We start from the raw sequence: 25938 nt of genomic DNA on the forward strand, positions 1-25938 counted from the left end.
GATAGCAGATGAATGTGGACTTATTTGATTTTCATTTACCAGAGCATTTGATTGCGCAGACACCGTTGACAGATCGGACTGCATCTCGATTATTAACATTGGATCGCCATACTGGGAAGGTGGAGCATCACAATTTTCCCGAAATCCTTTCCTATTTGCAGCCAGGCGATTTGCTTGTGCTGAATGACACGCGGGTAATCCCTGCACGCTTGTTCGGTGTTAAAGAGGATACGGGGGCCAAAGTTGAGGTTCTTTTGCTGAAGCAAGAAGAGGATGACTGTTGGGAAGCGCTCGTTAAGCCAGGGAAGAGAGTCAAGGTTGGAATGACCGTATTGTTTGGCGACAAGCTTAAAGCAGAAGTGCTGGAAGAGCGTGAGATGGGAGCAAGATTGCTTCGGTTCACATACGAAGGCATATTTAATGAGATTCTGGACGAACTCGGACAAATGCCGCTTCCTCCATACATTAAGGAGCAGTTGAATGATCGCGAACGCTACCAGACGGTGTACGCGAAGCATGAAGGCTCTGCTGCAGCCCCTACGGCTGGGTTGCACTTTACGAAGGAGCTTTTGGCAGAGGTTGAGAAGAAGGGCGTTCACGTTGCTTACATTACCCTTCATGTTGGGTTAGGCACATTCCGTCCCATGTCTTCCGATACGATTGAAGAGCATGTCATGCATTCGGAGTATTATGAAATGAGTGCAGACACGGCGACAATAATTAATGAAACGAAACAGCAGGGCGGCCGTATTGTTGCAGTAGGAACTACATCAGCTAGAACGTTAGAAACGGTTGCAGGGAGATTTGATGGCAAGCCAATCGAGCCTTGCTCAGGCTGGACAGACATTTTTATTTATCCAGGATATGAATTCAAGCTTGTGAACTCACTCTTAACGAATTTTCACCTACCGAAATCAACGTTAGTGATGCTCGTCAGCGCACTGGCTGGCCGCGATCATATCATGGCTGCTTATCAGGAAGCGATTGATCAGGAATATCGTTTCTTTAGCTTCGGCGATGCAATGTTCATTTACGATCATGCACAGGAAACCTAATACAAGGATGAGATAAGACTATGGCAGCAGTAACATATGAATTAATCAAGACTTGCAAGCAGACGGGTGCTCGGCTTGGAAAGGTGCATACACCCCATGGCTCCTTTGAGACACCTATTTTTATGCCCGTTGGGACATTGGCGACAGTCAAGACGATGAGTCCCGAAGAATTGAAGGAGATGGAAGCCAAAATTATTTTGAGCAATACGTATCACCTCTTCCTTCGACCAGGTCATGACATTATTCGAGAAGCTGGCGGGCTTCATAAGTTTATGAATTGGGATCGCGCAATTTTGACTGATAGCGGTGGATTCCAGGTATTTAGTCTTAGCGATATGCGTAAGATTGAAGAGGAAGGGGTTCATTTCCGTTCTCATTTAAATGGGGACAAGCTCTTCCTGTCGCCGGAGAAGGCAATGGAGATCCAAAATGCACTGGGATCGGATATAATGATGGCATTCGATGAATGTCCTCCATATCCGGCTGAACGCGAATATGTCAAGCCGTCATTGGAACGTACGACACGCTGGGCGGAACGTTGCTTGGAAAGTCATACTAGACCGCATGATCAGGCCTTGTTCGCGATTATCCAAGGCGGGATGTATGAAGACCTTCGTCGCCAGAGCGCGAAGGATTTGACTTCGATGGATTTCCCGGGGTATGCTATTGGAGGACTGAGTGTGGGCGAACCCAAGCACTTGATGTATGAGGTGCTGGATTACACAACTCCATTGCTGCCAGACAATAAGCCTCGCTATTTGATGGGGGTTGGATCACCGGATGCATTAATCGAAGGAGCTATGCGTGGAGTGGATATGTTCGACTGCGTACTGCCTACCCGCATCGCTCGCAATGGTACAACCATGACAAGCCAAGGCCGTCTTGTCGTACGCAATGCGAAGTATGCTCGGGATTTCGGGCCGCTTGATCCGAAGTGCGACTGCTATACTTGCCGGAACTATTCGCGTGCGTATTTGCGCCATCTTATTAAGGCTGATGAGACATTTGGGCTTCGTTTGACAACGTATCATAACCTGTATTTCTTGGTGAATTTGATGAGTCAAGTGCGCGAGGCAATTCGTGAAGATCGACTTCGTGACTTCAGAGACGAATTTTTCGAAGCCTATGGCATGGATCGCAACGAGAGCGGGTTCTAACGATAGACATGCTGCCTGCTGGATTGTCCACATGGGTGGACTGTTCAGCTCGTTCGGCAGTCTATACATAATTGATTTCATTTTATGAAAGGGGGATACATACATGTTGATTGCAGGAGCAGAGGCAGGAGGAACTGGCGGGTTTCTTCAAATGTTATTGCCGTTCGTTTTGATGTTTGCTGTATTTTATTTCTTGTTAATCCGTCCTCAGCAGAAGAAGCAAAAGCAGCGGAACTCAATGCTTAGTGCATTGAAAAAAGGAGATAAAATCGTAACGATTGGTGGTTTGCATGGTACAATCGTTGAGATTACAGACGATACAATTGTATTGCGTGTTAACGATGTTACGAAAATGACATTCGATCGCAGTGCGATTAGCCAAGTTGTGTCAGCAGAAGAATCCGCAAGTGCATCCTAATACGATGCCAAATCATAGAAGAAGGGCTGCCCATTGCAGGAAAAGCAATGGACAGCCCTTTTTCATGTACCATCATCCCTCGTGAGAAAGTAAGAGGGTGATGCCATCGTAGTTTTACATTTCATTGGACTTAGAGTAAGATTTGCTGAACGTCTTCTGGCGATCTGGCAACAAGCTGTGCTTGGGCTGAACACCCGCAAGCTTCAAGCCAGCCCATGACGCTGCTGTTGCAAGAACGGTTCCAGCAAGCATATCTGTCAGCCAGTGAATGCCTAGATAGAAGATAGAAAATACGATTATAACAGCACTTGCAGCCGTGAAAATGGCCCATCTGCGATTGCCGGACTGAGAAGCCAGCAATGCAACCGTTATCGAGATGGACGTATGCAAGCTAGGGAAACAGTTGTCAATGCCAGAGAAGGCGCGGTATTGCTCCTCAAAGTTCGGAAATACCTCCAGCATGCGGAAGTTGACGCCGGATGGCGGATAAGACCATACTTCGTTGACTGGGAAAAACAAATAGAATGGAATGGCCACGATGTAATTGATCATAATAGCATAACACACAGCATGCGCCATACGTAGGTTCCCATTCGTTGTATAAATCCCAAGTGAAGCTACAATAAGTGCTTGAAAGACAACAATATAGAAAAAGGATACAAATTGCGTTAATAACGGATGGTTAAAGATCTGCTGTACACTGTATACAAATTGTCCTTCAAGTTGATGAATGTTGGGAGTAAAATCCCAATTGATTTGCAGCATTTTCTCAAGCGTAAGTTCCATGCCGTTAACCATGAGAATAAGCACCATCGCAATGAAGGCGAAGAGAAAAGAACGTGATGTCCACAACGAGCGAAGAAATGCTCCAGCGACAGCTAGCGGCTGTGTGCGTGAACCGAACCATACGAGTGCAATGACGGTTACAATGGTCCACAGCGTGACAGTCTGCATGGATTGAAATAGAACCACGAGAATCCCCCTAATGTTAGGTCATATTGCCATTTTGTAAACTCCAATAGTATAACACAATTGGGTGGGGATTACATGGTGCGATTATCCGACCCTTAAGCTATAGCCTCCCTTACTGGGCGGATTTGCTCATATTTACACCGATAATTCCCCCGATAGCGCTGACTGCAAAGGCAGCTATCGTTTGGACGAATTTTTGTAGGCTGACCCCTGCATCCATCGCTAAAAATCCAATTAACATAACGAGCAGAGCATACGCAATTCCTGTCATTCCTCCATAGTACCAGCCTTTTTTGCCGCTTCTTTTGCCAGAAATCCAACCACCGATAAAAAGTGCGATACAATGGACAATATAAATATAGCCTTTCATTTCGTCTTCACTAGCTGAGCTGGAATACAGCAAGACTGATAAGGCGAGTGCTCCGAGAGCCATCCATACAAATGCGTAGACAATTCCCGCCAGCAGCGGGTGACCCAATTTCCAACGCGTCACATTCTGGATCGCATTCATTTTACACGCTCCTCCCATCATTTATTTGATTAGTAATCATCGTATGGGCAAGCTATCCAATTTAGTACAAGGCATAGACGAAAAAAAAAGACGGCGTTATAATGTGTGAACAAAAGGTCATGAGTGGAAAGTGCAAATAGAGCCTTAATAATGTAGAGAGGGATGGAGTATTGTGGGACATACATTAGCAAGCTGGCAGGTGACCGCTGCGGTCATTGTGTTTTTAATCACGTATGCCATCATTATTTCAGAGAAGATTAACCGGGCAGTCATTGCGTTGTTGGGCGCAGTTGTTATGCTCGTCCTGCAAATTGTAGATGTACATACAGCATTTACAACACACATCGAGTGGAATACGTTGTTCCTACTCGTTGGGATGATGATTTTGGTTGGGATTACCAACAAAAGCGGTATCTTTCAATATGCTGCTGTTAAGGCCGCACAAAGAGCTAAGGGATATCCGAAGCGCATCATGCTTATTATGTTTCTGCTCACTGCAGTAGGATCTGCATTTCTTGATAATGTAACGACGGTGCTGCTTATGGTGCCTATTACATTCTCAATCACTCGTATGCTGAAGATGAATCCAGTGCCGTTTCTTATCGCCGAAATCATTGCATCAAATGTTGGCGGTACTGCAACTCTTATCGGGGATCCGCCTAATATTATGATTGGATCAGCTAATAAGCATTTGACTTTTAATATGTTTTTGGCTCAATTGGCACCAGTTGTTCTTGTTATCGCACTCGTTATTATCGTATGCCTGCTGTTTATTTACCGTAAGCAGCTGCAGGTATCAGATGAGCAGCGGCAAGCGCTAATGGAGCTGTCGGCAGCCTCTTATATTACAGATGCCAAGCTAGTGAAGAAGTCTCTTACGGTGCTTATTCTTACGATCATTGGCTTTGCACTCCATTCTGTTATTCACGTGGAGGCAGCCGTAGTCGCAATGGCAGGGGCTACGATTTTGATGCTCATTGGGTTGAAAAGTGAGGAAGAACTCGAAGAAGCGCTCCATCAGGTGGAGTGGGTTACAATCTTATTCTTTATCGGTTTGTTCATTCTTGTCGGTGGCTTAATCGAAGCAGGTATAATCAACCGTCTTGCAGAACTGACACTCGGATTGACAAATGGAGATATGACGAAGACCTCCATGCTTGTATTATGGGTGTCAGGTGTTGCGTCAGCTACAATCGACAATATTCCGTTCGTAGCTACGATGATTCCGCTTTTGCAGGATATCGGCACACAAATGGGTATTACAGACCCAAATCAGTTGAATCCACTCTGGTGGTCGCTTGCTCTTGGAGCATGTCTGGGTGGCAACGGAACCTTGATTGGCGCATCTGCAAACGTAATTGTTGCAGGTATGGCGCAGCGTGAAGGCAACGGGTTCGGTTATATGGACTTTCTAAAAATAGGCGCACCAATTACGATCATTTCCTTGTTGATTTCAACAGGCTACATTTTGCTGTTCATCCTTTAATTGCAACAGGAAGAGTTGTAAGATACAGGATGGGAACAATTCGATAACAATGAAGCAGTATGCTTCACGATCATGGCGGTCAGAATACCAATGAATGCGACTATCGTAATCCGACAATCGGCAGCGAAGGAGGCGTTACATATGGATATTTGGACCGTCATTTTTCGTACAATATTAATGTATTTTGCGGTTTTTATCGTTCTTCGTGTAATGGGCAAGCGTGAAATTGGCAAGTTGTCTGTATTTGACCTCGTTATTTCGATCATGATAGCAGATATTGCAGTTATGACGATTGATGATTCTGAACGCCCTATCCTTGTGGAATTTGCACCTATTATAGTGCTGACGGTTATTCAAGTTACGCTGGCCTTTGTGACGTTGAAAAGTCCGAAAATGCGAGAAGTATTTGACGGAACTCCGAGCATTATTATCGCAAATGGAGTGCTGCAACAGGAGACGATGAAAAAGCAGCGATACAATTTGGATGATTTAATGCTGCAGCTTCGAGGGCAAGGAATCGACAACATCAATGATGTGGCCTATGCCATTTTGGAATCTACGGGGGAATTGTCAATATTTGAGGTGAGCAAGGATGAATCACAGCAAAATTCGTCAGGTGCTGACGCAAATAAGCAGGAGGGGCAAAAGCAAAGTAAGTCATCCAACGCCAAGCCCGCCCTGCCCGAAGCACAGAACTATCGTTTTACTTCACTTCCATTGCCGCTCATTATGGAGGGCAAGGTTCAAGATCACAATTTGCATAGCATTGACAAGACACGATTTTGGCTAAAAAATCAAATTCAGCAAAAAGGCGCTCATGATTTTAAGCAAGTTTTCTTTTGCTCCATTGACCACAAAGGAAATATCTACGTCGATAGCAACCCAAGTAAAATGAAACAATAACCTTATTTCGGATCGGGCTTAGCTGGAAAGAATCGACGAAAGATCGGGAAACGGGCAATATCGCTGCGGTTAATTAATTTCATTAGTATGAGCAGTAAAATATAAACAATAATCCCGACTATGCATGAAAGAATAAACCGAAGCAAAATATGCTCATCCGTAGAGCTGGACAAATGGATATAAACGGCTTGGATACAACCAGCAGTAATCACCATCGCGGCTCCAACCTTAATAAAGTCCATCCAGGGAAGCTTAAGGCCGATATGACGAACTACACTGAATGCATGTAAAGTTGTAACGACAACGATATTCACATTAATGGCAATGACCGCTCCTGTTATGCCGAGTTGTGGATTTGAGGCAAGCCATAGAATTAGCCCAATTTTGAGGATGGCTCCTATAAATGTATTGACGAGAGCTGTTCCAGGGCGCTCCAATGCTTGAAGAGCAGCTTGAAGCGGCGCCTGCAAATAAATGAAAATGGCAACAGGGGCCATCCATTTCAGCATAGGGGCAACTGTTGCGTCATTGTAAAGCAGAGCGCACAAGGGAACGGCCAGTACGAACATAACAACGGCAAAAGGAGCTCCGCTTACAAGTGCAAGCCGAACGGCTTGATGAATACGCTTCTGGATCGTAATGGTATCATTGCGGCCCAACGCCTCAGATAAGGCGGGAACGAGTGACACGGCAAGAGAATAAGTAAGGGCTCCCGGCAATGTTAGGATAGGAATAATCATACCTTGAAGCGCCCCGTATTGGGCAGTGGCAATTGCGGTAATGACACCAGCGGCAGCGAGGCTGCGTGCGATCGTGATCGATTCCAATAAATATGACAGAGATCCGACGAGCTTTCCTCCTGTAACAGGGAGGGTAATTTGCAACAAGCGTCGAAGGACGTTTGGCGGAGGGGCAGTTGGTGCATGTCCATTTTTAGCTGGTTTCAAAACCATACCTGTAGGCTCGGATGTACTGTTCGTACTACGTCTCCGAGATGTGTAATACATCCATGCCAGAACTGCAAATCCTCCGATTTCCCCAATCACGACACCTGCCATGGCGCCTGCAGCTGCCCATTCCAAGCCATACGGCAAGCACATATAAGCAAATGCAATAACCGTGAAAATTCGAATAATGGTCTCTACCACCTGAGAGGTTGCGGTTGGTATCATGTTCTGCATGCCTTGGAAGTAGCCGCGAAACACGGATGAGGCAGCGATAACGATGATAATCGGAGTCATTACTAAAAACGTATAATACACCCTGCTGTCAGTTAAGACGTGTGTTGTAATCCATGGTGCAAGGATCAGAAGAGCTGCTGAAAATACAATAGAGGCACCAATTGTTATTTTAAGTGCCAATGACAGTATCCGTTTTACTCGCTGCTGATCGCCCACGGCATCTGCTTCGGCGATAAGCTTGGCCACTGCAAGGGGAATCCCACCTGTAATTAGGGTAATGATCACGATTAGGAAAGGGTATCCAAGTTGATAAATACCAACGCCCTCTGCACCGATGATGCGAGGCAGCATAATGCGCGGGATAAATCCTAGGATACGGTTAACAATGCCAGCAGCCAATAAAATAAGTGTGCCTTGAATAAATGTTTGCTTTTGTAAAGTAGATTTTAACAATGGTATCCCTCTTCTCACGCGAACTTCAGCACATGATTGCCGCCCAATATCATTCATATGCGGTTGTCCACAAACCATACCGGATACATGATAGAGATTTTTCAGCCTTTGGAGCTCAGCGTTAGCAGGAATTTATAAAGGGCAGGTCGAATTATGTCTGACGAGGAGAAGGGAGTTAAGCGGCATGACAGAACTGATTAGTGATGCAGATCGTATTGAGGCAATTGAGCTGTGCTGTGAAAGCAAAGCAGAAGAGCTTCGTCTTATTGGATACGAGCATGTTACCGGAAAAGATGTATGGGAGTGTGTAAGTTCGAAATATGTAAAAAGCGGAAGTGAGCCGGCGCTGCATAAAGTTGTGAATGATATTTTATCGCTGAAAGCAACGCAATTCATGAATTATATGACAATTGCCGCATATCGGGGCTCTCCTTTTTTATAAGGCGAGGCCTTTTTTATGTTTTTTGCCATGACTCTTAAAATTGACTCGAAAAATAAGCGCCGATATAATAGGAATATTGAATATGAAAGGGGACTAGGGACGATATGAAAAGGGTGATCGCATTCCTGCTCATCGTTGTCGTTTCGCTAGGCGTCATTTTATGGACAAGCCCTTCGATCGTCAACAACATACGTCTTGGACTCGATTTGAAAGGCGGCTTTGAAATATTGTATCAAGCATCGCCGCTTGAGTCGGGTGGGAAAATTACAAATGAGGCGATGAAACAAACGGCAAAGAGCTTGGGTAAGCGTATTGATGCTCAAGGTACTAGCGAACCAGAAATTACGATTGAAGGTTCGGATCGGATTCGCGTCAAGCTGGCCGATGTGAAAAATGAAGAAGAAGTGCGTAAAAAATTGAAGGAACCTTCTGTATTGACGTTCCGCAGCAGCGATGGCTGTAAAAATGCAACGGATTATTGCAAAATTGAGTTGCAAGGTACAGACTTCAAAGAAGGCGGCGCTAGCGTCGTGTTTGATGATTTGCAACGTCCGATCGTAGCAATCAAGCTGAAGGATGCGAAGAAATTCTCTGAGATTACGAAGAGACTTGCTTCACTTGCAGATCCTGACCCTGCTAAAGCCCGCAATCATCTCGCTATTTACATGGACGAGCAAATGATTTCTGATCCTGCTGTCAACTACGAGATTCCAGGTGGCGAAGCAACGATTACGGGTCAACGCACGAATGAAGAAGCAAATGAGCTTCGCGATACGATTAACCTCGGCGCATTGCCGCTGAAGCTGACCGAGAAATATTCGCAAAGTGTAGCTGCTACACTTGGTAAGCTATCGTTGGAACAAACGGTAAAAGCCGGATTGATCGGATCGGCACTCATTCTCGTGTTCATGCTTCTAGTCTACCGTTTGCCAGGGGTAATTGCGAGCTTCTCGCTCATCTTGTTCACGTGGCTTCTGCTCGTGCTGTTCTGGCTGGCTGACATTACATTGACATTGCCGGGGATAGCAGCGTTCATTCTCGGTCTTGGTATGGCAGTCGATGCGAACATTATTACCTATGAACGGATCAAAGAGGAGCTGCGCAGCGGCAAGTCGATTAACTCTGCTCTCAAGGCAGGTTCCAAGAACTCGTTCAGAACGATTATGGATGCGAACGTAACAACCATTATTGCGGGTGTCGTTATGTACATTATGGGTGAAAGCTCTGTTAAAGGCTTTGCACTTATCTTGATGATGACGGTTATCTGCAGTATCTTTACAAACGTATTTTTATCTCGTGTGTTCCTGCATCTGCTTGCGAAATCGAAGCTATTGAGCAAGCCAGGATATTTCGGCGTAAAGGAGAGTGAAATCCGTGCGCTTTAAAGGAACATTCAACTTTGTTCATCAGAGTAAATATTTCTTTATCTTCTCGATCGTGATTACCATTCTCGGTGCGTTGTCTCTATCGATATTCGGATTGAATTATGGTGTTGATTTCAGCTCTGGTACGAATGTGGATATCAACCTGACCAAGAAAATTGAGAAGTCACAGGTGGAAGATCTGCTGAAAACGTATAATTTCAAAAAAGAACCTACGATCACAATGGGGACGGAGCGTATTACCATCCGTTTCACAGAGGTTCTTGATGAACAGCATGAGAAGCAGTTCAAAGCTGATATGAAGAAGCTCGATCAAGGCTCTTCGATGGAAGTCAATACGGTTGATGTAGAAATTGCGCGTGAATTGCAACGTAATGCACTGCTTGCTGTATTGATTGCGAGTATCGGCATTATTATTTATGTCAGCATTCGCTTTGAATGGCGCTTTGCCGTATCTGCGGTAGTCGCCCTGCTGCATGATGCTTTTATGGTTATCAGCTTGTTCTCTATCTTCCGATTGGAGGTCACGCTCCCATTCATTATTGCGGTGCTGACGATTATCGGTTATTCCATTAACGACACGATCGTTATTTTTGACCGGATTCGGGAAAACTTGCGGTTCTCAAAGATCAAGAGCATGGACGACTTGGCTCACTTGGTAAATGATAGTATTTACCAAACGCTGACCCGTTCCATCAACACGGTATTGACCGTATTGGTAACGGCGCTCTGCTTGTTCATCTTCGGCAGTGAGTCTATTCGGATGTTCTCACTTGCGATCTTGTTCGGACTCGGCTTTGGTGCTTACTCCTCTATCTTCATTGCGAGCCCATTGTGGGTCGTACTAAAGAACAAGGAAAACAAGAAGCCAAAAGCTGCTGCTAAACCGCAGGAAGCGAAGTAATGCGTTAAGAACCCATTTGTTTTTCTTTTCTCTCATAATCTGGAGTTAAGAAACATACGATAAAGCCGCGTCCGTTTGTGACGCGGTTTTGGCGTTGTGTAAGCCGCCATGATCACTATGATGACCAAACGAGGGATGCTGCATGTCTACTGATCGATTTGCCAAGGCGGAGATGGGAGCCTGGGTAGGAATTATCGGGAACATCTTATTAGCTGGAGTCAAGGGAATTGCTGGTTTTTTTTCCGGGAGTCAGGCGCTGATCGCAGATGCTTTTCATTCCGCCTCAGATGTAGCAGGCTCATTTGCTGTTCTAGTCGGCTTGAAGGCGGCTAAGCGGCCTCCAGACAAGGATCATCCGTATGGTCACGGGAAAGCCGAAACGATTGCTGCGATAGTAGTATCGGTATTGCTATTAGTTGTCGGCATCGAATTAGCTATTTCGGCAGTGAAGTCCATATGGCATGGGAGTGTCGTCGTGCCGGAATGGTACGCACTAGCAGCTATTATTTTGTCTATTGCAGTGAAGGAAGGCATGTTCCAATATAAATTCCGATTAGGAAAGCGATTGTCTTCGCAGGCACTGATTGCCAATGCATGGGAGCATCGCTCCGATGTATATTCATCCATAGCAGCGCTGGCTGGTGTTGGCGCAGCGATGATAGGCGGGAAGCTGGGAATCGGCTGGTTGCTGTATATGGATCCGGTGGCAGGCGCTGTAGTGGCTCTGCTTGTCCTGAGAATGGGTTATCGGCTTGTGCTTGATTCCATACACTCGACAATGGATCATGTGCTGCATGACGAAGATGCGAATCCGCTCATTCGTGCCGTGCAGTCAGTCGATGGGGTCATAACTATCGATGAGCTGCGGGCCCGTGAGCATGGGCATTACGTCATTGTAGATGTCAAAATTAGCGTCAATCCTCGCTTGACTGTGGCGGAAGGACATACAGTCGCCAAGCGAGTCAAAAAACATTTAATGCAGCGGTTTATTCATGTGGCAGATGTATTCGTGCATGTGAATCCATTTGATCCCGGATTCCCTTATCGACCACAGGAAGCGCGTGTCGGCGAGGATACATCCACATTGCTGCAATAAGGAATAAAGGAGAGAAGGAATGCTTCATCCACGTTCACGGTGGATTTGCGCGGAAACGTCAGATGAGCGTGTGAGTCAATTAGCCGAAGAGGCCAACATTTCACCATTGCTGGCTCGTATGATGGTCGTACGCGGGATTGACACTGCGGAGCAGATCCATCAGTTTTTATATGCTGATGTCAACCACCTGCATGACCCGTTCCTCATGGCAGGGATGGTAGAAGCGGTGGAACGGATACAACGGGCGCTGAAAAACGGGGAGAAAATCCGAATTTATGGCGATTATGATGCGGACGGCGTATCGAGCACCTCGCTCATGATTTTTCTCATGAGGGAGCTAAAGGCGAACTTTGATTATTATATCCCGCACCGTGCCAATGAAGGCTACGGACTGAACAATGGGGCGATTGATGATGCGAAGGCGCAAGGCTGTACGCTTATCGTCACGGTAGATACCGGAATAAGCGCTGTTGAGCAGGTGGCTTATGCAAAGGAGCTTGGCATCGATGTCGTCATAACGGATCATCACGAGCCTCCTGAGCAGCTGCCTGAAGCATACGCTCTCGTTAACCCTAAGCTTCCGTATTGCCCTTACCCATTTAAGGGACTGGCAGGTGTAGGTGTTGCCTTCAAGCTGGCGCATGCGCTTATAGGCGAGGTGCCGCAGCAATGGCTGGAGCTTGTTGCTATTGGGACGGTAGCCGACTTAATGCCGCTGCTTGGAGAAAACCGGGTCATTTTACAAGAAGCGCTGAATCGCATGAAGCGATCGCAATATGCGGGCATTCGCGCCTTGATGACAATTGGAGCGATAGATCCGAAAGATGTAACATCGACAAGCATTGCCTTCTCGATGGCTCCGCGCATTAATGCAAGCGGCCGGCTCGATCACGCGGATATTGCAGTGCAGCTATTGACGGCTGATGATGACGAGACGGCTATTGCTTATGCAACGGAACTGGATCGATTGAATAAGGAGCGTCAGAAGATCGTCGAAAGCATCGTGAAGGAAGCAGAGGTGCTGCTGTCAGAGAAAATGGCAGATACGGGAGAAATTCCGAATGTTATCGTTCTTGCAGCAGAAGGCTGGAATGTCGGGGTTATCGGCATTGTCGCTTCCAAAATAGTTGAAAGATACTATCGGCCTACCTTCGTGCTTGGGATTGATGAAGAATCTGGTTTATGCAAGGGATCGGCTCGCTCAATTGCAGGTTTTGATTTGTATGAAGCGATGACAGATTGCGCAGAAGTGTTCGAACATTTTGGCGGACACCAAGCTGCTGCTGGCATGACGCTGCATCGAGACCGACTGTCTGCGCTGGAGGAGAGCTTGAACCAGATGGCGGCGGATAAGCTGACGGAAGAGGACTATATTCCTTGCACGGAAGTCGATGCGGAATGTGAACTTGCAGATGTGCCGCTGGAAGTCATTGAACAGCTAGACCGTCTTGCTCCATTTGGAATGGGCAATCCTAGTCCCCGTGTGGTCATTCGCAACGCGGTAGTGCGTGACAAGCGCACAATGGGGAAAGAAGGACAACATTTAAAGTTGATGTTAGGCAAAGAGCGTGCTACATTGGATGCGGTGGCTTTTCACAAAGGGGCACTGTCTCACCGAATTGCCACTGATGTACAAGCTGATGTGCTTGGGGAGCTGTCAATCAATGAATGGAATGGACAGCGCAAGCCACAGCTGATGATGCAGGATATCCGCATCACGAAACGACAGCTATTCGATCACCGATCGACAGCACGTCCGCTTGAATCGGCGATAGAGCTGGCAAGAACATTGGAGCAGGATGAACCGCAAACTAGCGCACTGCTCATGACACGGGAACAAGCAGGTGTATATGCCGCCGAACCGTTCGTGTGGCTATACAGTGATGAATTAGAAGGGCCAACTGTAATACCGAGCTCTTGGGGATGGACAGCGGATAAATCGATGCTCGGGAATATGTCTAAGCATATTCATGAGTTGGTGCTGTGCAGCATCCCTCCATCCGAGTGGGAGTTGAAGCGGCTGGCGGAGCAGCTCCCGAACGTAGGCAGAATATATGCCATTCTCCCTCGACAGCCGGAAGGCGGACGACTGTTCACGCCAAGCCGTGATCGAATGGGCTACGCATATACCGAGCTCAAGCGGATCGGCTCTTGGAATATGGAGAAGTCCACACAGTCTTCGCTTGTGAAGCGATTGCGCATGAATGAACGAGAACTGCTGATGCTGATGGAGGTGTTCAAGGAATTGGACTTTATTACATGTACATCTTCTACGCACAATACCGTTTACAGCATTGTACAGCAGCCGAACCGTACATCACTTGAACAATCACAGCGCTATCAGGATTGGATGACCGCAGCTGCATGGGAAAGTCGCTGGTATGAGCCGGTTACTGAAGAATTGGCAGCATGGCTATGGTCATATTGGGATGAAGCGCGTTACAAGTAACGATATTTAAGTTGGATGATTATGAAGGAGGATTTTTACATGGAAGAATTAAAACAGTATATTCGGGTGATTCCTGATTTCCCGCAGCCAGGCATCAGCTTCAAGGATATTACGACATTGCTCAAGGACGGTCAAGCATACAAGAAGACAATTGAAGCGATGCATGAACTCGTAAAGGACAAACAAGTTGATCTCGTAGCAGGACCAGAAGCTCGCGGCTTCGTAGTAGGCGCTCCATTGGCGTTGTCTATCGGTGCTGGCTTCATTCCGATTCGTAAAAGCGGCAAGCTTCCGGGTGAGACAATTGAGGTTGGCTATGATCTGGAGTATGGCAAGGATAAGCTGGCTATGCACAAAGACGCGATTCAGCCTGGCCAAAAAGTGCTCATCGCTGATGATCTGCTTGCGACAGGCGGAACAATCAAATCGTCGATCGACCTTGTTCGTCAATTGGGCGGGGAAGTGGTTGGTGCAGTTTTCTTGATTGAGCTCAGTCATTTGAACGGCCGTGAAAAATTGGGCGAGGATATCGACATTATTTCTCTTGTGAAATATTAATATGCATAACTGACAAAAAAGTCATAAAAATCCCCTTGTTACCTTCTTCATCCGTTACAGGATGGAGATTTGGTGAGCAAGGGGATTTTTGCATTCATATTATTCGTTAGACAGATGCAGCTTGTCCAAAATGATGAAGAACACGTTCAGTACGATCGCGAGCACAGTTGCAAGCGCCATCCCTTTCAATTCTACAGCACCGAACTGTAGCTTGGCACCGCTGATACCGATGACAATGACGAGTGTTGTTAGCAGCAGGTTTTTCGGCTTGCTGAAGTCAACCTTCGAGTCCACCAGAACGCGGAGACCTGATGCGGCAATGACCCCGAACAAGAGCAGGGAAACGCCGCCCATAACGGGAACTGGAATGTTCGCAATTAGTGCGGATACATTGCCGAAAAACGACAGGATTACCGCAAATACAGCAGCGCCGCCGATAACCCAGACCGAATAGACGCGAGTCAGCGCCATAACGCCGATATTTTCACCGTATGTTGTATTTGGTGTAGAACCGAAGAATCCGGAAATGACCGTCGATATTCCGTTGCCAAGCAAGGAGCGGTGCAGACCAGGCTCCTTGGATAAGTCTTTGCCAACAATGTTGCTCGTTACCATCAAGTGACCGATATGCTCCACGACAACGACGAGCGCTGCTGGAACGATAGTAAGTATGGCAGTCATATTCCATTCTGGAGTTGTAATCGTAGGCAGTGAGATAAATGATGCTTCAACGACCTTATCCATATTCACGTAGCCCATAAAGTAAGCTGATACATAACCAGAAATAATGCCGATCAGTATCGGGATTATTTTGAAAAATCCACGGAACATGACATTGCCGATTACGGTTACACCCAATGTGATCAATGCGAGCGTTACCGCTTTTCCATCCAACGCGGCATCTGGGCCCGCAGGAATGAAGCCAGACATGTTGGCTGCAACCGGCACAAGTTCCAATCCGATAACCGCAACAATGGCGCCCATCGCTGCAGGGGGGAACAATACGTCAAGCCAGCGGGTGCCTGCCATTTTGACAATGAGGGACACCAGGATAAATATAATGCCCGATACGATAAAGCCGCCCAATGCTTGCGCATAGTTCTCCGCATGACCAGCGAGAACAACTAAGACCGGCGAAATGAAGGCGAAGCTGGATCCCAAATAAGCGGGAATCATACCGCGGCACAGTATGAGATAGAATAATGTGCCTAGCCCGTTCATCAGCAGCACAATCCCTGGATCGACTCCGAACAGGTTAGGTACGAGCACGGTTGAGCCGAACATGGCGAACAAATGTTGAATGCTTAGCAGCAGTCCTGGAGCGAAGCCAGGTTTTTCATGCACTTGAATTTCGCGTTGCAAGCGAATGCACTCCTTTTTCAGATATGTAGTTGTGACAGGGACGTGTTTTACAATCAATGTTCAAAAGTTTGTAATCAAAATGGACTTTTTGAACTACCGCTTACAGACCCAACTATATAATTTACAGGTTAAGGCCCCTTCATTTCAACAACATTTTACTCGTTTTGCATAAAAAAACGTCAAATGCCCATAAAATTCGAGAATAATCTACAAATTTCGACATATATAAGCAAGATCTATGAACGATGAAGATCGGAAACCATTGACGAGTGACACCGAATAAAGGCATAATTATAGGATACTCTGTAATCTAGGGGAGGTGCCCCCGGATGAAGAAAGGAACCGAGTCGACTCCAATGGGTATCGAGCAATTAATTGAGAAAGCTGCGACCTATATGAAAGAACCGGATCTCGATCGCATCCGCGAAGCATACGATTTTGCGGACAAAGCGCATACCGGACAAGTCCGGAAATCTGGTGAACCTTATATATTGCATCCGCTGGCTGTTGCAGACATTGTCGTGGGCATGCAGATGGATCCTACCTCTGTCGTTGCCGCCTTGCTGCATGATGTCGTCGAGGATACATCCGTATCCCTGGAGGAAGTGCGTGCTAAATTCGGGGAAACATGCGCGATGCTCGTTGACGGGCTGACGAAGCTGGAACGCATTCAATTCCGCTCCAAAGAAGAGCAGCAAAATGAAAACTATCGTAAAATGTTCGTAGCTATGGCGAATGATATTCGAGTCATCGTGATTAAGCTTGCGGACAGACTCCATAATATGAGAACGCTCAAATATCAGTCGGAGGAAAGTCAGCGTCGGATTGCATACGAAACGCTGGAAATCTTTTGTCCGATTGCGCATCGTCTCGGTATTTCCGCGATCAAATGGGAGATGGAGGACATTGCGCTTCGATATTTGAATCCGCAGCAGTATTATCGCATTGCCAATTTGATGCATAAGAAGCGGGCAGAGCGAGAGCAATATATTTCGGATGTCATTTCCCGAATTAAGGAAAAGCTTGATGAGATGGGCATTACGGCTGACTTGTCTGGACGTCCAAAACATATTTATAGTGTGTACAAAAAAATGACGGCGAAGAGCAAGCAATTTAATGAAATCTATGACTTGCTTGCGATTCGAATTATCGTCGACAATATTAAAGACTGTTACGCGACCTTGGGGATTATCCACACATTGTGGAAGCCGATGCCGGGTCGCTTCAAAGATTATATTGCGATGCCGAAGACGAATATGTACCAATCCTTGCATACCACGGTCATTGGGCCTACGGGCGAGCCAACAGAAGTGCAGATTCGCACCTGGGATATGCACCGTACGGCTGAGTATGGTATCGCGGCTCACTGGGCTTACAAAGAAGGCAATGGTACGATTGGCGGCAGCTTTGAAGAGAAGATGCACTTCCTGCGTGAGATCTTGGATTTGCAGCAGGAAACCAAGGATGCTCAGGAATTTGTTGAGTCGCTTAAAATGGATTTCTTCTCAGATCTCGTATTCGTATTTACGCCTAAGGGGGAAGTCATTGAGCTTCCTGCCGGATCTGTACCGCTTGATTTTGCATTCCGTATCCATACAGAGGTCGGAAATCGGACAATCGGTGCGAAGGTGAATGGGCGGATTGTACCGCTAGATCATCAGCTAAAGACCGGAGATATTGTTGAAATCTTGACTTCGAAGCATTCCTATGGGCCTAGCCCAGACTGGATTAAGATTGCCCAGTCCTCACATGCGCGCTCCAAGATTAAGCAGTGGTTCAAGAAGGAGAAGCGGGAAGAAAATGTGCAGAAGGGCCGGGAAGCGATTGAGCGTGAGCTGAAGCGTCTTGGACTCGAGCCATTCGTATGGATGTGCGATGAGAAGCTGATGGAAGCAGCTAAGAAATTCAACTTCAACGATATTGAGGATATGATGTCTGCTGTCGGTTTCAGTGGGATAACTGCAGCGCAGGTCTGTACGCGTATGACAGAGAAGATGCGCAAAGAGGCCGAGGAAGCAAATCAGATTGAATTGACGCATGAAGTGAAGGAAGTGAAGAAGGAGCCGGTTCGCAAACATCGGCCGACTCACGGAATTACGGTCAAGGGCATCGATAATCTTCTTGTCCGCTTTGCAAGATGCTGCAATCCTGTGCCGGGTGATGACATTGTTGGTTATGTAACCCGGGGGAGAGGCGTATCCGTTCATCGTGCGGATTGCGTGAACGTCGTATCGACAACCGACGGCGAAGACGCTGCGCGCATGATTGATGTAGAGTGGGGAGAGTCTGCTGAGGCGAACTACAGTGTCGATATTGAAATAACAGGCATGGATCGTCGCGGCTTCCTGAATGAAGTGCTGCAGGCTGTGTCGGAAAGCAAGACAAATATTGCGGCGGTATCCGGTCGTTCTGACCGCAATAAGCTGGCAATGATTCATATGACAATTTTGATTCGGAATACGGATCATTTGCAATCTGTAGTGGAGAAGATTAAACGAGTAAAAGATGTATATACGGTGCAGCGAATTATGCAATAATTCGCTGCCTTTTTGTCATGTAGGGGAAGTTGACATTGCGCAGACAAACTGTGATGCATCTGCAAGATGAACAGGTAAGCCAAGCGATGAAATTGCTTCGATAGAAGTTATTTGGTTAGAACAGTATTCGGTTGGCATTGTATGGCGGAATTACAAGGAGGAAGCGATATGAAGGTAGTGGTGCAGCGCTGTAAAGAGGCGCATGTAGATGTTGACGGAGTAACGGTTGGCCGAATTGAGCATGGATTAATGCTGCTAGTTGGCATTACTCATGAAGATACAGAGCGTGATATCGAATGGATGGCGGAAAAATTAGCAGGTCTTCGTATTTTCGAAGATGAAACGGGGAAAATGAACAGCTCTGTGCAGGACGTAGACGGCAAAATTTTGTCGGTGTCGCAGTTTACATTGTACGGGGATTGCCGGAAGGGCAGACGTCCTAACTTTATGGCAGCGGCTCGTCCTGAGCAGGCAGAACCCATGTATGATTCGTTCAATGAGCGCCTTCGCACGCTTGGCTTAGAGGTTGCGACAGGGAAGTTCGGCGCTATGATGGACGTGCATTTAATCAATGATGGGCCGGTTACGCTTGTCCTCGACAGTCGCTCTGAATAACAGCTTCCTGGCTGGCTATACTAGGACTGGTACTTATGTACTTATTTGACGTCCTAGGCAGAGGAGCGATTCGATGCGCCAGTCATTGCATCAGTTAGCAATACAGTATAGTTGTTTATCAGGAATGCAATCAATGCGTGAATCCGCTGCGGCATTGCAGCAGGAGGAAGAGCATCGGCAAGCGATGCGTCGGGATGGGGCAGGGGTGAAGCGATAGTGGCCCATGCCCAATTGCAATCTCAGCTTTACTTCTAAACTTCTGGATAATGCACTGTGCCCATTAGAGCGCGTATGTTTTCGGAGGAGATAGAAAAAATAAAGCGCTTTATTTTTTGTAATCTGATTGTAATCTTTGTTTCATGTTTCTTTAACATTGGATACCTATAATAACAGACATGACCCCCTTTTAAAAATATATCTTATTGATAAACCTACAGTGATGTAGGTTTTTTTCTTGACTTTAGCGTGCTACATCATTACAATGTTCTTTATATTCCGACTTTACATGTAAAATGAAAATGATGATTTGATGACAGGAACAAGTAATTCGAACCCACATGTGCAGAGAGAGGTTCCACGGCTGGAAGAACCTTACTGATGGACGGATGAATGACATCCTCGAGAACCTGCGGCGAACGGAAATGCATCGGACTTATCGAACCGAAGCTTTCGTGTTAGGACAATAGTGATGTCCAAATTAGTAGCCGTACGGCGTATGACGTACGTTACACGTGAATGAAGCGTGATCGGAGATTACATCTGTGTGCACATGTTTTTAGAGCACTGATGCTTACGATTGCGGAATGTGGGTGGCACCACGGGTGAATGGAACATACCATCTCTCGTCCCTTTGCAAATGAATCATTTGCGGGGCGGGAGATTTTTTTATTTTACAGACAAAACAATTAGGAGGTTAGCGCTCATGGCATATCAAAAACCTACGGGTACGCAGGATTTGCTGCCAGGGACGGTTGAAATTTGGCAAACGGTCGAGCAAAAAGCTCGGGATATATGCCGCCGCTTTAACTTTAAAGAAATCCGGACTCCGATCTTCGAACAGACTGAGTTGTTTGAGCGCGGTGTTGGTGAAACAACGGATATCGTTGAAAAGGAAATGTATACGTTCCGTGATAAGGGTGACCGCAGCATGACGCTGCGCCCGGAAAATACAGCAGGCGTAGTTCGCTCGTATGTAGAGAACAAGCTGTATGGCGACCCTGACTTGACGAAGCTGTATTACATTGGTCCAATGTTCCGGTATGAACGCCCGCAAGCGGGACGTTATCGCCAGTTCCACCAATTCGGTGTGGAGGCCTTCGGGTCTGTTGATCCTAGCTTAGACGCCGAAATTGTTGCGCTTGGCTATCAGTTTATGAAAGATATTGGCTTAAGCGGTGTACGCGTCGAGATTAATTCTGTCGGCAACGCAACAAGCCGTGCGGCTTACCGCGAGCGCTTGCTCGACTTCCTGATGCCGATGAAGGAGACGCTGTGCAAGGATTGCCAGTCCCGGATGGAGCGTAATCCGCTGCGTGTGCTTGACTGTAAGGTCGATCAGGACAAGTTCACGAATGCACCATCCATTCTAGACAGCTTGGACGAAGAGTGCGCGACACACTTTGAGAAGGTGAAGCAGCATTTAACGGCGATGGGCGTTGATTATGAAGTGAACCACCGTCTTGTACGCGGGTTGGATTACTACACGCATACGGCATTCGAATATAAAGCGCAAGGTATTGGAGCAATTGACACCGTAGGCGGCGGAGGTCGCTACAACGGTCTTGTCTCTGAAATTGGCGGGCCTGAGCAGACAGGTATCGGCTTCGGTATCGGGATGGAGCGAATTGTGCTTCTGCTTGATAAGCAAGGCATTGCCTGCAATGAGCAGCCTCCGCTTGATATTTATCTTGTCGGCTTGGGTGAACAGGCCGAGGATGAGGTGACGAAGGTATTGTACGCATTGCGTACAGCCGGGATTGCCGCCGAGAAGGACTACCAAGGCCGTAAGATGAAGGCGCAAATGAAGTCTGCTGACCGGATGCAGGCTCGATATGCAGGGATTCTCGGCGACGACGAGCTGTCGCGCGGTGAAATCGCATTGAAGAACCTAGCTACTGGCGAGCAGCAGTTCGTGAAGCTGGAAGAATTGGCTGAAGCGATCGTACGAGCTTAACAAGGCTCGATTCCATTCGTTTAATGGACTGACTATATTGAAGTGAGGAGCGTGCATCCTATGATGTACAAAACGCATCAGTGCGGAAAGATTACAAGAGATCAAATTGGTGAAACGGTTACCCTGAATGGTTGGGTACAACGTCGCCGTGACTTGGGAGGCGTATTGTTCATCGATTTGCGCGATAGAAGTGGTCTTGTCCAAATCGTATTTAACCCAGATTTTTCTCAAGAAGCGCATGATATCGCAGATCGTGCTCGCAACGAATATGTGCTTGCTGTACGCGGTACGGTTGTTGAGCGTGATGCTGAAACAGTGAACCCTAACCTGCCAACTGGCGAAGTAGAAGTTCGTGTAACGGAAATTGAAATTTTGAATGCTGCGAAGAATCCACCGTTCTTCATTGAGGACGGTATCGAAATTGATGAATCCCTTCGCTTAAAATATCGTTATTTGGATCTTCGTCGTCCGGAAATGCAGAAGACGCTGATGCTTCGTTCCAAAGCGACGAAAGTATTCCGTGATTTCCTGGAAGAGAATGAATTCATCGATGTAGAAACACCTATCTTGACGATGATCACGCCAGAAGGTGCGCGAGACTACTTGGTACCGAGCCGTGTGCATCCAGGCGAATTCTACGCGCTGCCGCAATCTCCGCAAATCTTTAAGCAGTTGCTTATGGTATCCGGCGTTGAGCGATACTATCAAATTGCGCGTTGCTTCCGCGATGAGGACTTGCGTGCAGACCGTCAGCCAGAATTCACTCAGGTGGACATCGAAACGTCCTTCATGTCTACCGAGCAATTGCACGAGATGATGGAACAATTGATGGTTCGCTTGTTTAAAACAACGGTTGGTGTAGATATCCCTACGCCATTCCAACGCATTACGTATCAAGACGCAATGGAGAAGTACGGTTCCGATAAGCCGGATCTTCGCTTCGGTCTTGAGCTTGTGGATGTGTGCGATATCGTACAAAACAGCGGTGTGAAGGTCTTCGCGTCAGTGATCGAAAAGGGCGGCGTTGTAAAAGTGCTGAATGCCAAAGGCTGCGGAACATGGAGCCGCAAGGACATTGACGATTTGGCGCCGTTTGCAGCACGCTACGGGGCAAAAGGCTTGGCTTGGATTCAAGTGAAGGACGGCGAATTCCGCGGTCCAATCGTGAAGTTCATGAGTGAGGAAGAAATCGCATCTCTTCGTGAGCGCACAGGCGCAGAAGAAGGAGACTTGCTGCTCTTCTCGGCGGACAAGCGTAAAGTGGTATACGATGTGCTTGGCAACCTTCGCCTCTTGATTGGCCGCCGCTTGAACCTGATTGATGACAGTGTGTTCAAGTTCGCTTGGGTTGTTGACTTCCCGCTGCTCGGCTACGACGAAGAAGCGAAGCGTTATGTGGCTGAACATCATCCGTTCACACGTCCGAAAGACGAAGACTTGGCATTGTTCGATACAGATCCAGGCCAAATTCGCGCTCAAGCTTATGACCTTGTCTTGAACGGCTATGAAATCGGCGGTGGTTCGATGCGTATTTACAACCGCGATGTACAGGAGAAGATGTTCGCGGCGCTTGGCTTCACACCAGAAGAAGCACAGCAAAAATTCGGATTCTTGATGAATGCCTTCGAATATGGCACGCCTCCGCATGGCGGTATTGCGTTTGGCTTAGACCGTCTCGTGATGCTGCTTGCAGGTCGTACGAACTTGCGTGAAACGATTGCATTCCCGAAAACGGCAAGTGCGACAGACTTGATGACAGATGCGCCTAACGTCGTTGATAAGTCTCAGTTGGACGTATTGCATATTAAGTCGACGTACAAGAAAAAAGAAAAAGAAGAGAAGACACAAGAGAATAACGAAGAGCAATAAGCCGGACGGCTGAAAAGAAGCTGTTAGCACATAACGCCCCTCGCCCGAAATTCCTATCTAGCGGATGCTTGGGCAAGGGGCGTTACGCTATGTTCTTGGGCCTGTCTATGATACGATATAGAGTAGAAGATTAAGCATCTAGGATGCGAACTTGATGCATGATGGCTTTTTGTGCAGAAGAGTGTTGCCATTTGTGCAGAAGTGTGCCAATTGACGGGCAAATTTGCACATGACACGATGCATAAACCATGCATGGATAATGAGACGCAGGAGGAAAAGGACGTTATGCTGCATCAATTTTCACGTACGGAACTTGCGATTGGGCCGGAAGGCTTGGAGAAGCTTAAAAACAGCACAGTCGCCGTTCTAGGAATCGGCGGTGTTGGCTCAATGGCTGCAGAGGCATTGGCACGCACCGGTGTAGGTCGAATTATTCTCATTGATAAAGATACAGTCGATATTACGAACATTAATCGGCAAATTCACGCCTTGACGACTACTGTTGGTCAGAAGAAGGCGGAATTGATGCGTGATCGGATTAAGCTAATCAATCCAGATTGTGATGCGATTGCACTTAACATGTTCTATACGGAAGAAACATACGAAGAATTATTTAAGTATGAACTGGATTATGTTGTCGATGCATCGGATACGATTGTATATAAAATTCACTTGATCAAAGAATGCTTAAAGCGGAAAATATCTATTATTTCCAGTATGGGTGCGGCGAATAAGATGGATCCTTCGCGTTTCCAAGTGGCTGATATTTCGGAGACGTCTTACGACCCGATTGCTCGCGTTATTCGGCAAAAACTGCGTAAGGATGGCATTCGAAAAGGGGTCAAGGTTGTGTTCTCTACAGAGGAGCCAATCAAGCCGCGTGAGGATGTTACGGAGCGCATCGTACCGGATACTGCCCCTGATATTCGCAAGGCGAAGCAGCCACCTTCCAGTAACGCATTCGTGCCGCCAGTGGCTGGGCTTATTATGGTCAGTGTCGTGATCCGCGACATGCTGGCAGAGTTGTAATTTGGGTGACAGATATGGATTTATTCTCTTATGGGGAAGAACAGCAGCATCCGACGATGCGATTGCTGGCTGATCGAATTCGGCCAAAAACATTGGAAGAGTATATTGGCCAAGAACATATAGTAGGGCCGGGAAGACTGCTGCGAAGAGCGATTGAAGCGGATCGAGTCTCCTCGATATTGCTGTATGGGCCGCCAGGCTGCGGCAAGACGACGCTCGCTAATATCATCTCGGAGCAGACGAAGGGTGAATTCGTTCGCTTAAATGCAGTCGATGCATCAGTTAAGGATGTTCGAGCAGTTATTGAACAAGCTGATACGAATAAGAAGATGTACAATACCAAGACTATTCTGTTCTTGGATGAGGTTCATCGCTTTAATCGATCACAACAGGATGCATTGCTGCCTGCCGTTGAAAAGGGGACGATTATATTCATCGGCGCAACGACGGAAAATCCATTCCATCATGTAAATGGGGCGTTAATCAGCCGCTCGACCTTGTTCCAATTGAAGCCGCTCACGAAGGAGCACTCGCTAATTGCGATGAAGCGGGCTTTGGTTGATAAGGAGCGGGGACTTGGATTCATGCCGGTTCAGGCAGACTCGGATGCGCTTGAACACATTGCTTCCATGGCGAATGGCGACATACGCCGTGCATTGAACGCGCTGGAGATGGCGGCAATGACGACGACACCGAGGGAAGACGGGACAGTCCACATTACATTGGAAGTGGCGGAAGAATCTGTTCGAAGGCCGATTGTACAGGCAGATGAATCGGTACAGTATGATGTATTGTCTGCCTTCCACAAGAGCATTCGCGGATCAAGTGATGCGGCCCTGTTCTGGTTCCTGTATGCGGTCGAGAAGCTGGGCATGGATCCAATGACATTCATTCGCAGATTAACCGTTGCATGCAGCGAAGATATCGGACTAGCGAACCCGCAAGCAATGGTGCAGGCTGTTAGTGCGCTGGAGGCCTATCATCGAATAGGCTGGCCGGAGTCGAAGTACATCGTGGCGCAAGCTATTTTATTCGCGGTTGAAAGTCCAAAGTCCAACTCGATCCCGCTTGCCATTGCTCGCGTCATGCAGGCGTTTGAAGATATTAAGACGGCTGAAGTGCCATTGCATTTGCGCGATACGCATTACAAAGGCGCGGACAAGCTCGGACACAAGGGCTATCAGTATCCACACGACTTTCCAGGACACTATGTGGAGCAGCAATACCTGCCTGACGCAATAAAGAAGCGGGTATTCTTTATGGCGAACGAGCAGGGGACAGAAGCCAAAATGCGCATCAACCAAGAGCGGAGAAGGGGCTCGCATGGTCGAGGCGACGCTTAGTTTAGACAGACCTTTATATTGAATTTGAAATGAATACTTTGGT

General features: G+C 47.1%; 22 protein-coding genes. 18 read left to right on the top strand and 4 right to left on the bottom strand.

Features of this window, described 5'->3' with window-relative positions; genetic code table 11:
- The first annotated feature begins 8 nt into the window (after positions 1-8).
- From queA to yajC, 3 genes are all read left to right on the top strand, one after another.
- On the top strand, positions 9-1055 hold the full coding sequence (gene queA / locus NO352_RS02930) for a tRNA preQ1(34) S-adenosylmethionine ribosyltransferase-isomerase QueA (RefSeq protein WP_268599155.1): 1047 nt from the start codon (positions 9-11) through the stop codon (positions 1053-1055).
- A gap of 20 nt (positions 1056-1075) precedes the next feature.
- Positions 1076-2212 (top strand): tRNA guanosine(34) transglycosylase Tgt, encoded by a 1137-nt coding sequence (gene tgt, locus NO352_RS02935; protein WP_163977342.1) that lies wholly within the window; start codon positions 1076-1078, stop codon positions 2210-2212.
- Between the two features lie 103 nt (positions 2213-2315).
- Positions 2316-2630 (top strand): preprotein translocase subunit YajC, encoded by a 315-nt coding sequence (gene yajC / locus NO352_RS02940; protein WP_005547434.1) that lies wholly within the window; start codon positions 2316-2318, stop codon positions 2628-2630.
- A gap of 114 nt (positions 2631-2744) precedes the next feature.
- Here the strand turns inward: yajC and NO352_RS02945 are convergent, their stop codons facing one another.
- Complete coding sequence (locus tag NO352_RS02945) at positions 2745-3602, bottom strand: phosphatase PAP2 family protein (RefSeq protein ID WP_289354876.1); 858 nt, start codon at positions 3600-3602, stop codon at positions 2745-2747.
- 112 nt (positions 3603-3714) lie between these two features.
- Positions 3715-4113: a TIGR04086 family membrane protein gene (locus NO352_RS02950; protein ID WP_268599153.1), complete on the bottom strand. Its 399-nt coding sequence runs from the start codon at positions 4111-4113 to the stop codon at positions 3715-3717.
- 172 nt (positions 4114-4285) lie between these two features.
- On the opposite strand from NO352_RS02950, the gene NO352_RS02955 reads away from it, so the two are divergent.
- Positions 4286-5599, top strand: coding sequence for an ArsB/NhaD family transporter (locus tag NO352_RS02955; protein WP_005547439.1), 1314 nt, complete (start codon positions 4286-4288; stop codon positions 5597-5599).
- A gap of 141 nt (positions 5600-5740) precedes the next feature.
- The gene (locus NO352_RS02960) at positions 5741-6502 is read left to right on the top strand and encodes a YetF domain-containing protein (protein ID WP_268599152.1); all 762 of its coding nucleotides are present in this window, start codon (positions 5741-5743) and stop codon (positions 6500-6502) included.
- 2 nt (positions 6503-6504) lie between these two features.
- Here NO352_RS02960 and spoVB read toward each other — a convergent pair whose 3' ends face one another.
- Complete coding sequence (gene spoVB, locus NO352_RS02965) at positions 6505-8193, bottom strand: stage V sporulation protein B (protein WP_289354877.1); 1689 nt, start codon at positions 8191-8193, stop codon at positions 6505-6507.
- A 127-nt stretch (positions 8194-8320) separates the two neighbouring features.
- Between spoVB and NO352_RS02970 the strand changes: the two genes are divergently transcribed.
- The 6 genes from NO352_RS02970 (at position 8321) to NO352_RS02995 (ending at position 14967) form a co-directional block, all read left to right on the top strand.
- Positions 8321-8578 carry a post-transcriptional regulator gene (locus tag NO352_RS02970; protein WP_005547446.1) on the top strand — a complete coding sequence of 86 codons (258 nt, stop codon included), beginning with the start codon at positions 8321-8323 and terminating at the stop codon, positions 8576-8578.
- Between the two features lie 104 nt (positions 8579-8682).
- Positions 8683-9963 carry a protein translocase subunit SecD gene (secD, locus tag NO352_RS02975; protein ID WP_005547448.1) on the top strand — a complete coding sequence of 427 codons (1281 nt, stop codon included), beginning with the start codon at positions 8683-8685 and terminating at the stop codon, positions 9961-9963.
- On the top strand, positions 9953-10864 hold the full coding sequence (gene secF, locus NO352_RS02980) for a protein translocase subunit SecF (protein ID WP_005547451.1): 912 nt from the start codon (positions 9953-9955) through the stop codon (positions 10862-10864). The genes secD and secF overlap by 11 nt, the downstream gene beginning before the upstream one ends.
- Positions 10865-11006: 142 nt before the next feature.
- Positions 11007-11960 (top strand): cation diffusion facilitator family transporter, encoded by a 954-nt coding sequence (locus NO352_RS02985; RefSeq protein ID WP_005547453.1) that lies wholly within the window; start codon positions 11007-11009, stop codon positions 11958-11960.
- A gap of 19 nt (positions 11961-11979) precedes the next feature.
- Positions 11980-14409, top strand: coding sequence for a single-stranded-DNA-specific exonuclease RecJ (gene recJ, locus NO352_RS02990; RefSeq protein WP_268599150.1), 2430 nt, complete (start codon positions 11980-11982; stop codon positions 14407-14409).
- A gap of 39 nt (positions 14410-14448) precedes the next feature.
- A complete protein-coding gene (locus NO352_RS02995; RefSeq protein WP_005547456.1) occupies positions 14449-14967 on the top strand; it encodes an adenine phosphoribosyltransferase in 519 nt (172 codons plus the stop codon).
- Between the two features lie 99 nt (positions 14968-15066).
- Here the strand turns inward: NO352_RS02995 and uraA are convergent, their stop codons facing one another.
- Positions 15067-16329 (bottom strand): uracil permease, encoded by a 1263-nt coding sequence (gene uraA, locus NO352_RS03000; protein ID WP_005547458.1) that lies wholly within the window; start codon positions 16327-16329, stop codon positions 15067-15069.
- A 356-nt stretch (positions 16330-16685) separates the two neighbouring features.
- Between uraA and NO352_RS03005 the strand changes: the two genes are divergently transcribed.
- The 7 genes from NO352_RS03005 to NO352_RS03035 all read left to right on the top strand — a co-directional run bounded on the left by NO352_RS03005 (position 16686) and on the right by NO352_RS03035 (position 25895).
- On the top strand, positions 16686-18866 hold the full coding sequence (locus NO352_RS03005; protein ID WP_163977437.1) for a RelA/SpoT family protein: 2181 nt from the start codon (positions 16686-16688) through the stop codon (positions 18864-18866).
- Positions 18867-19034: 168 nt separating this feature from the next.
- Positions 19035-19481, top strand: a complete 447-nt coding sequence (gene dtd, locus NO352_RS03010; protein WP_005547461.1) for a D-aminoacyl-tRNA deacylase — start codon at positions 19035-19037, stop codon at positions 19479-19481.
- 73 nt (positions 19482-19554) lie between these two features.
- A complete protein-coding gene (locus NO352_RS03015) occupies positions 19555-19698 on the top strand; it encodes a hypothetical protein (protein ID WP_005547463.1) in 144 nt (47 codons plus the stop codon).
- A 705-nt stretch (positions 19699-20403) separates the two neighbouring features.
- Positions 20404-21654, top strand: coding sequence for a histidine--tRNA ligase (hisS, locus tag NO352_RS03020; protein ID WP_268599149.1), 1251 nt, complete (start codon positions 20404-20406; stop codon positions 21652-21654).
- A 60-nt stretch (positions 21655-21714) separates the two neighbouring features.
- The gene (aspS, locus tag NO352_RS03025) at positions 21715-23523 is read left to right on the top strand and encodes an aspartate--tRNA ligase (RefSeq protein ID WP_268620193.1); all 1809 of its coding nucleotides are present in this window, start codon (positions 21715-21717) and stop codon (positions 23521-23523) included.
- A 285-nt stretch (positions 23524-23808) separates the two neighbouring features.
- The gene (locus NO352_RS03030) at positions 23809-24552 is read left to right on the top strand and encodes a tRNA threonylcarbamoyladenosine dehydratase (protein WP_289355164.1); all 744 of its coding nucleotides are present in this window, start codon (positions 23809-23811) and stop codon (positions 24550-24552) included.
- A 14-nt stretch (positions 24553-24566) separates the two neighbouring features.
- Complete coding sequence (locus NO352_RS03035) at positions 24567-25895, top strand: replication-associated recombination protein A (protein WP_040735984.1); 1329 nt, start codon at positions 24567-24569, stop codon at positions 25893-25895.
- Positions 25896-25938: the final 43 nt, after the last annotated feature.

Source organism: Paenibacillus sp. S-12 (genome assembly GCF_030363895.1).
In the GTDB taxonomy this organism is placed as follows: Bacteria; Bacillota; Bacilli; order Paenibacillales; family Paenibacillaceae; genus Paenibacillus_B; species Paenibacillus_B alvei.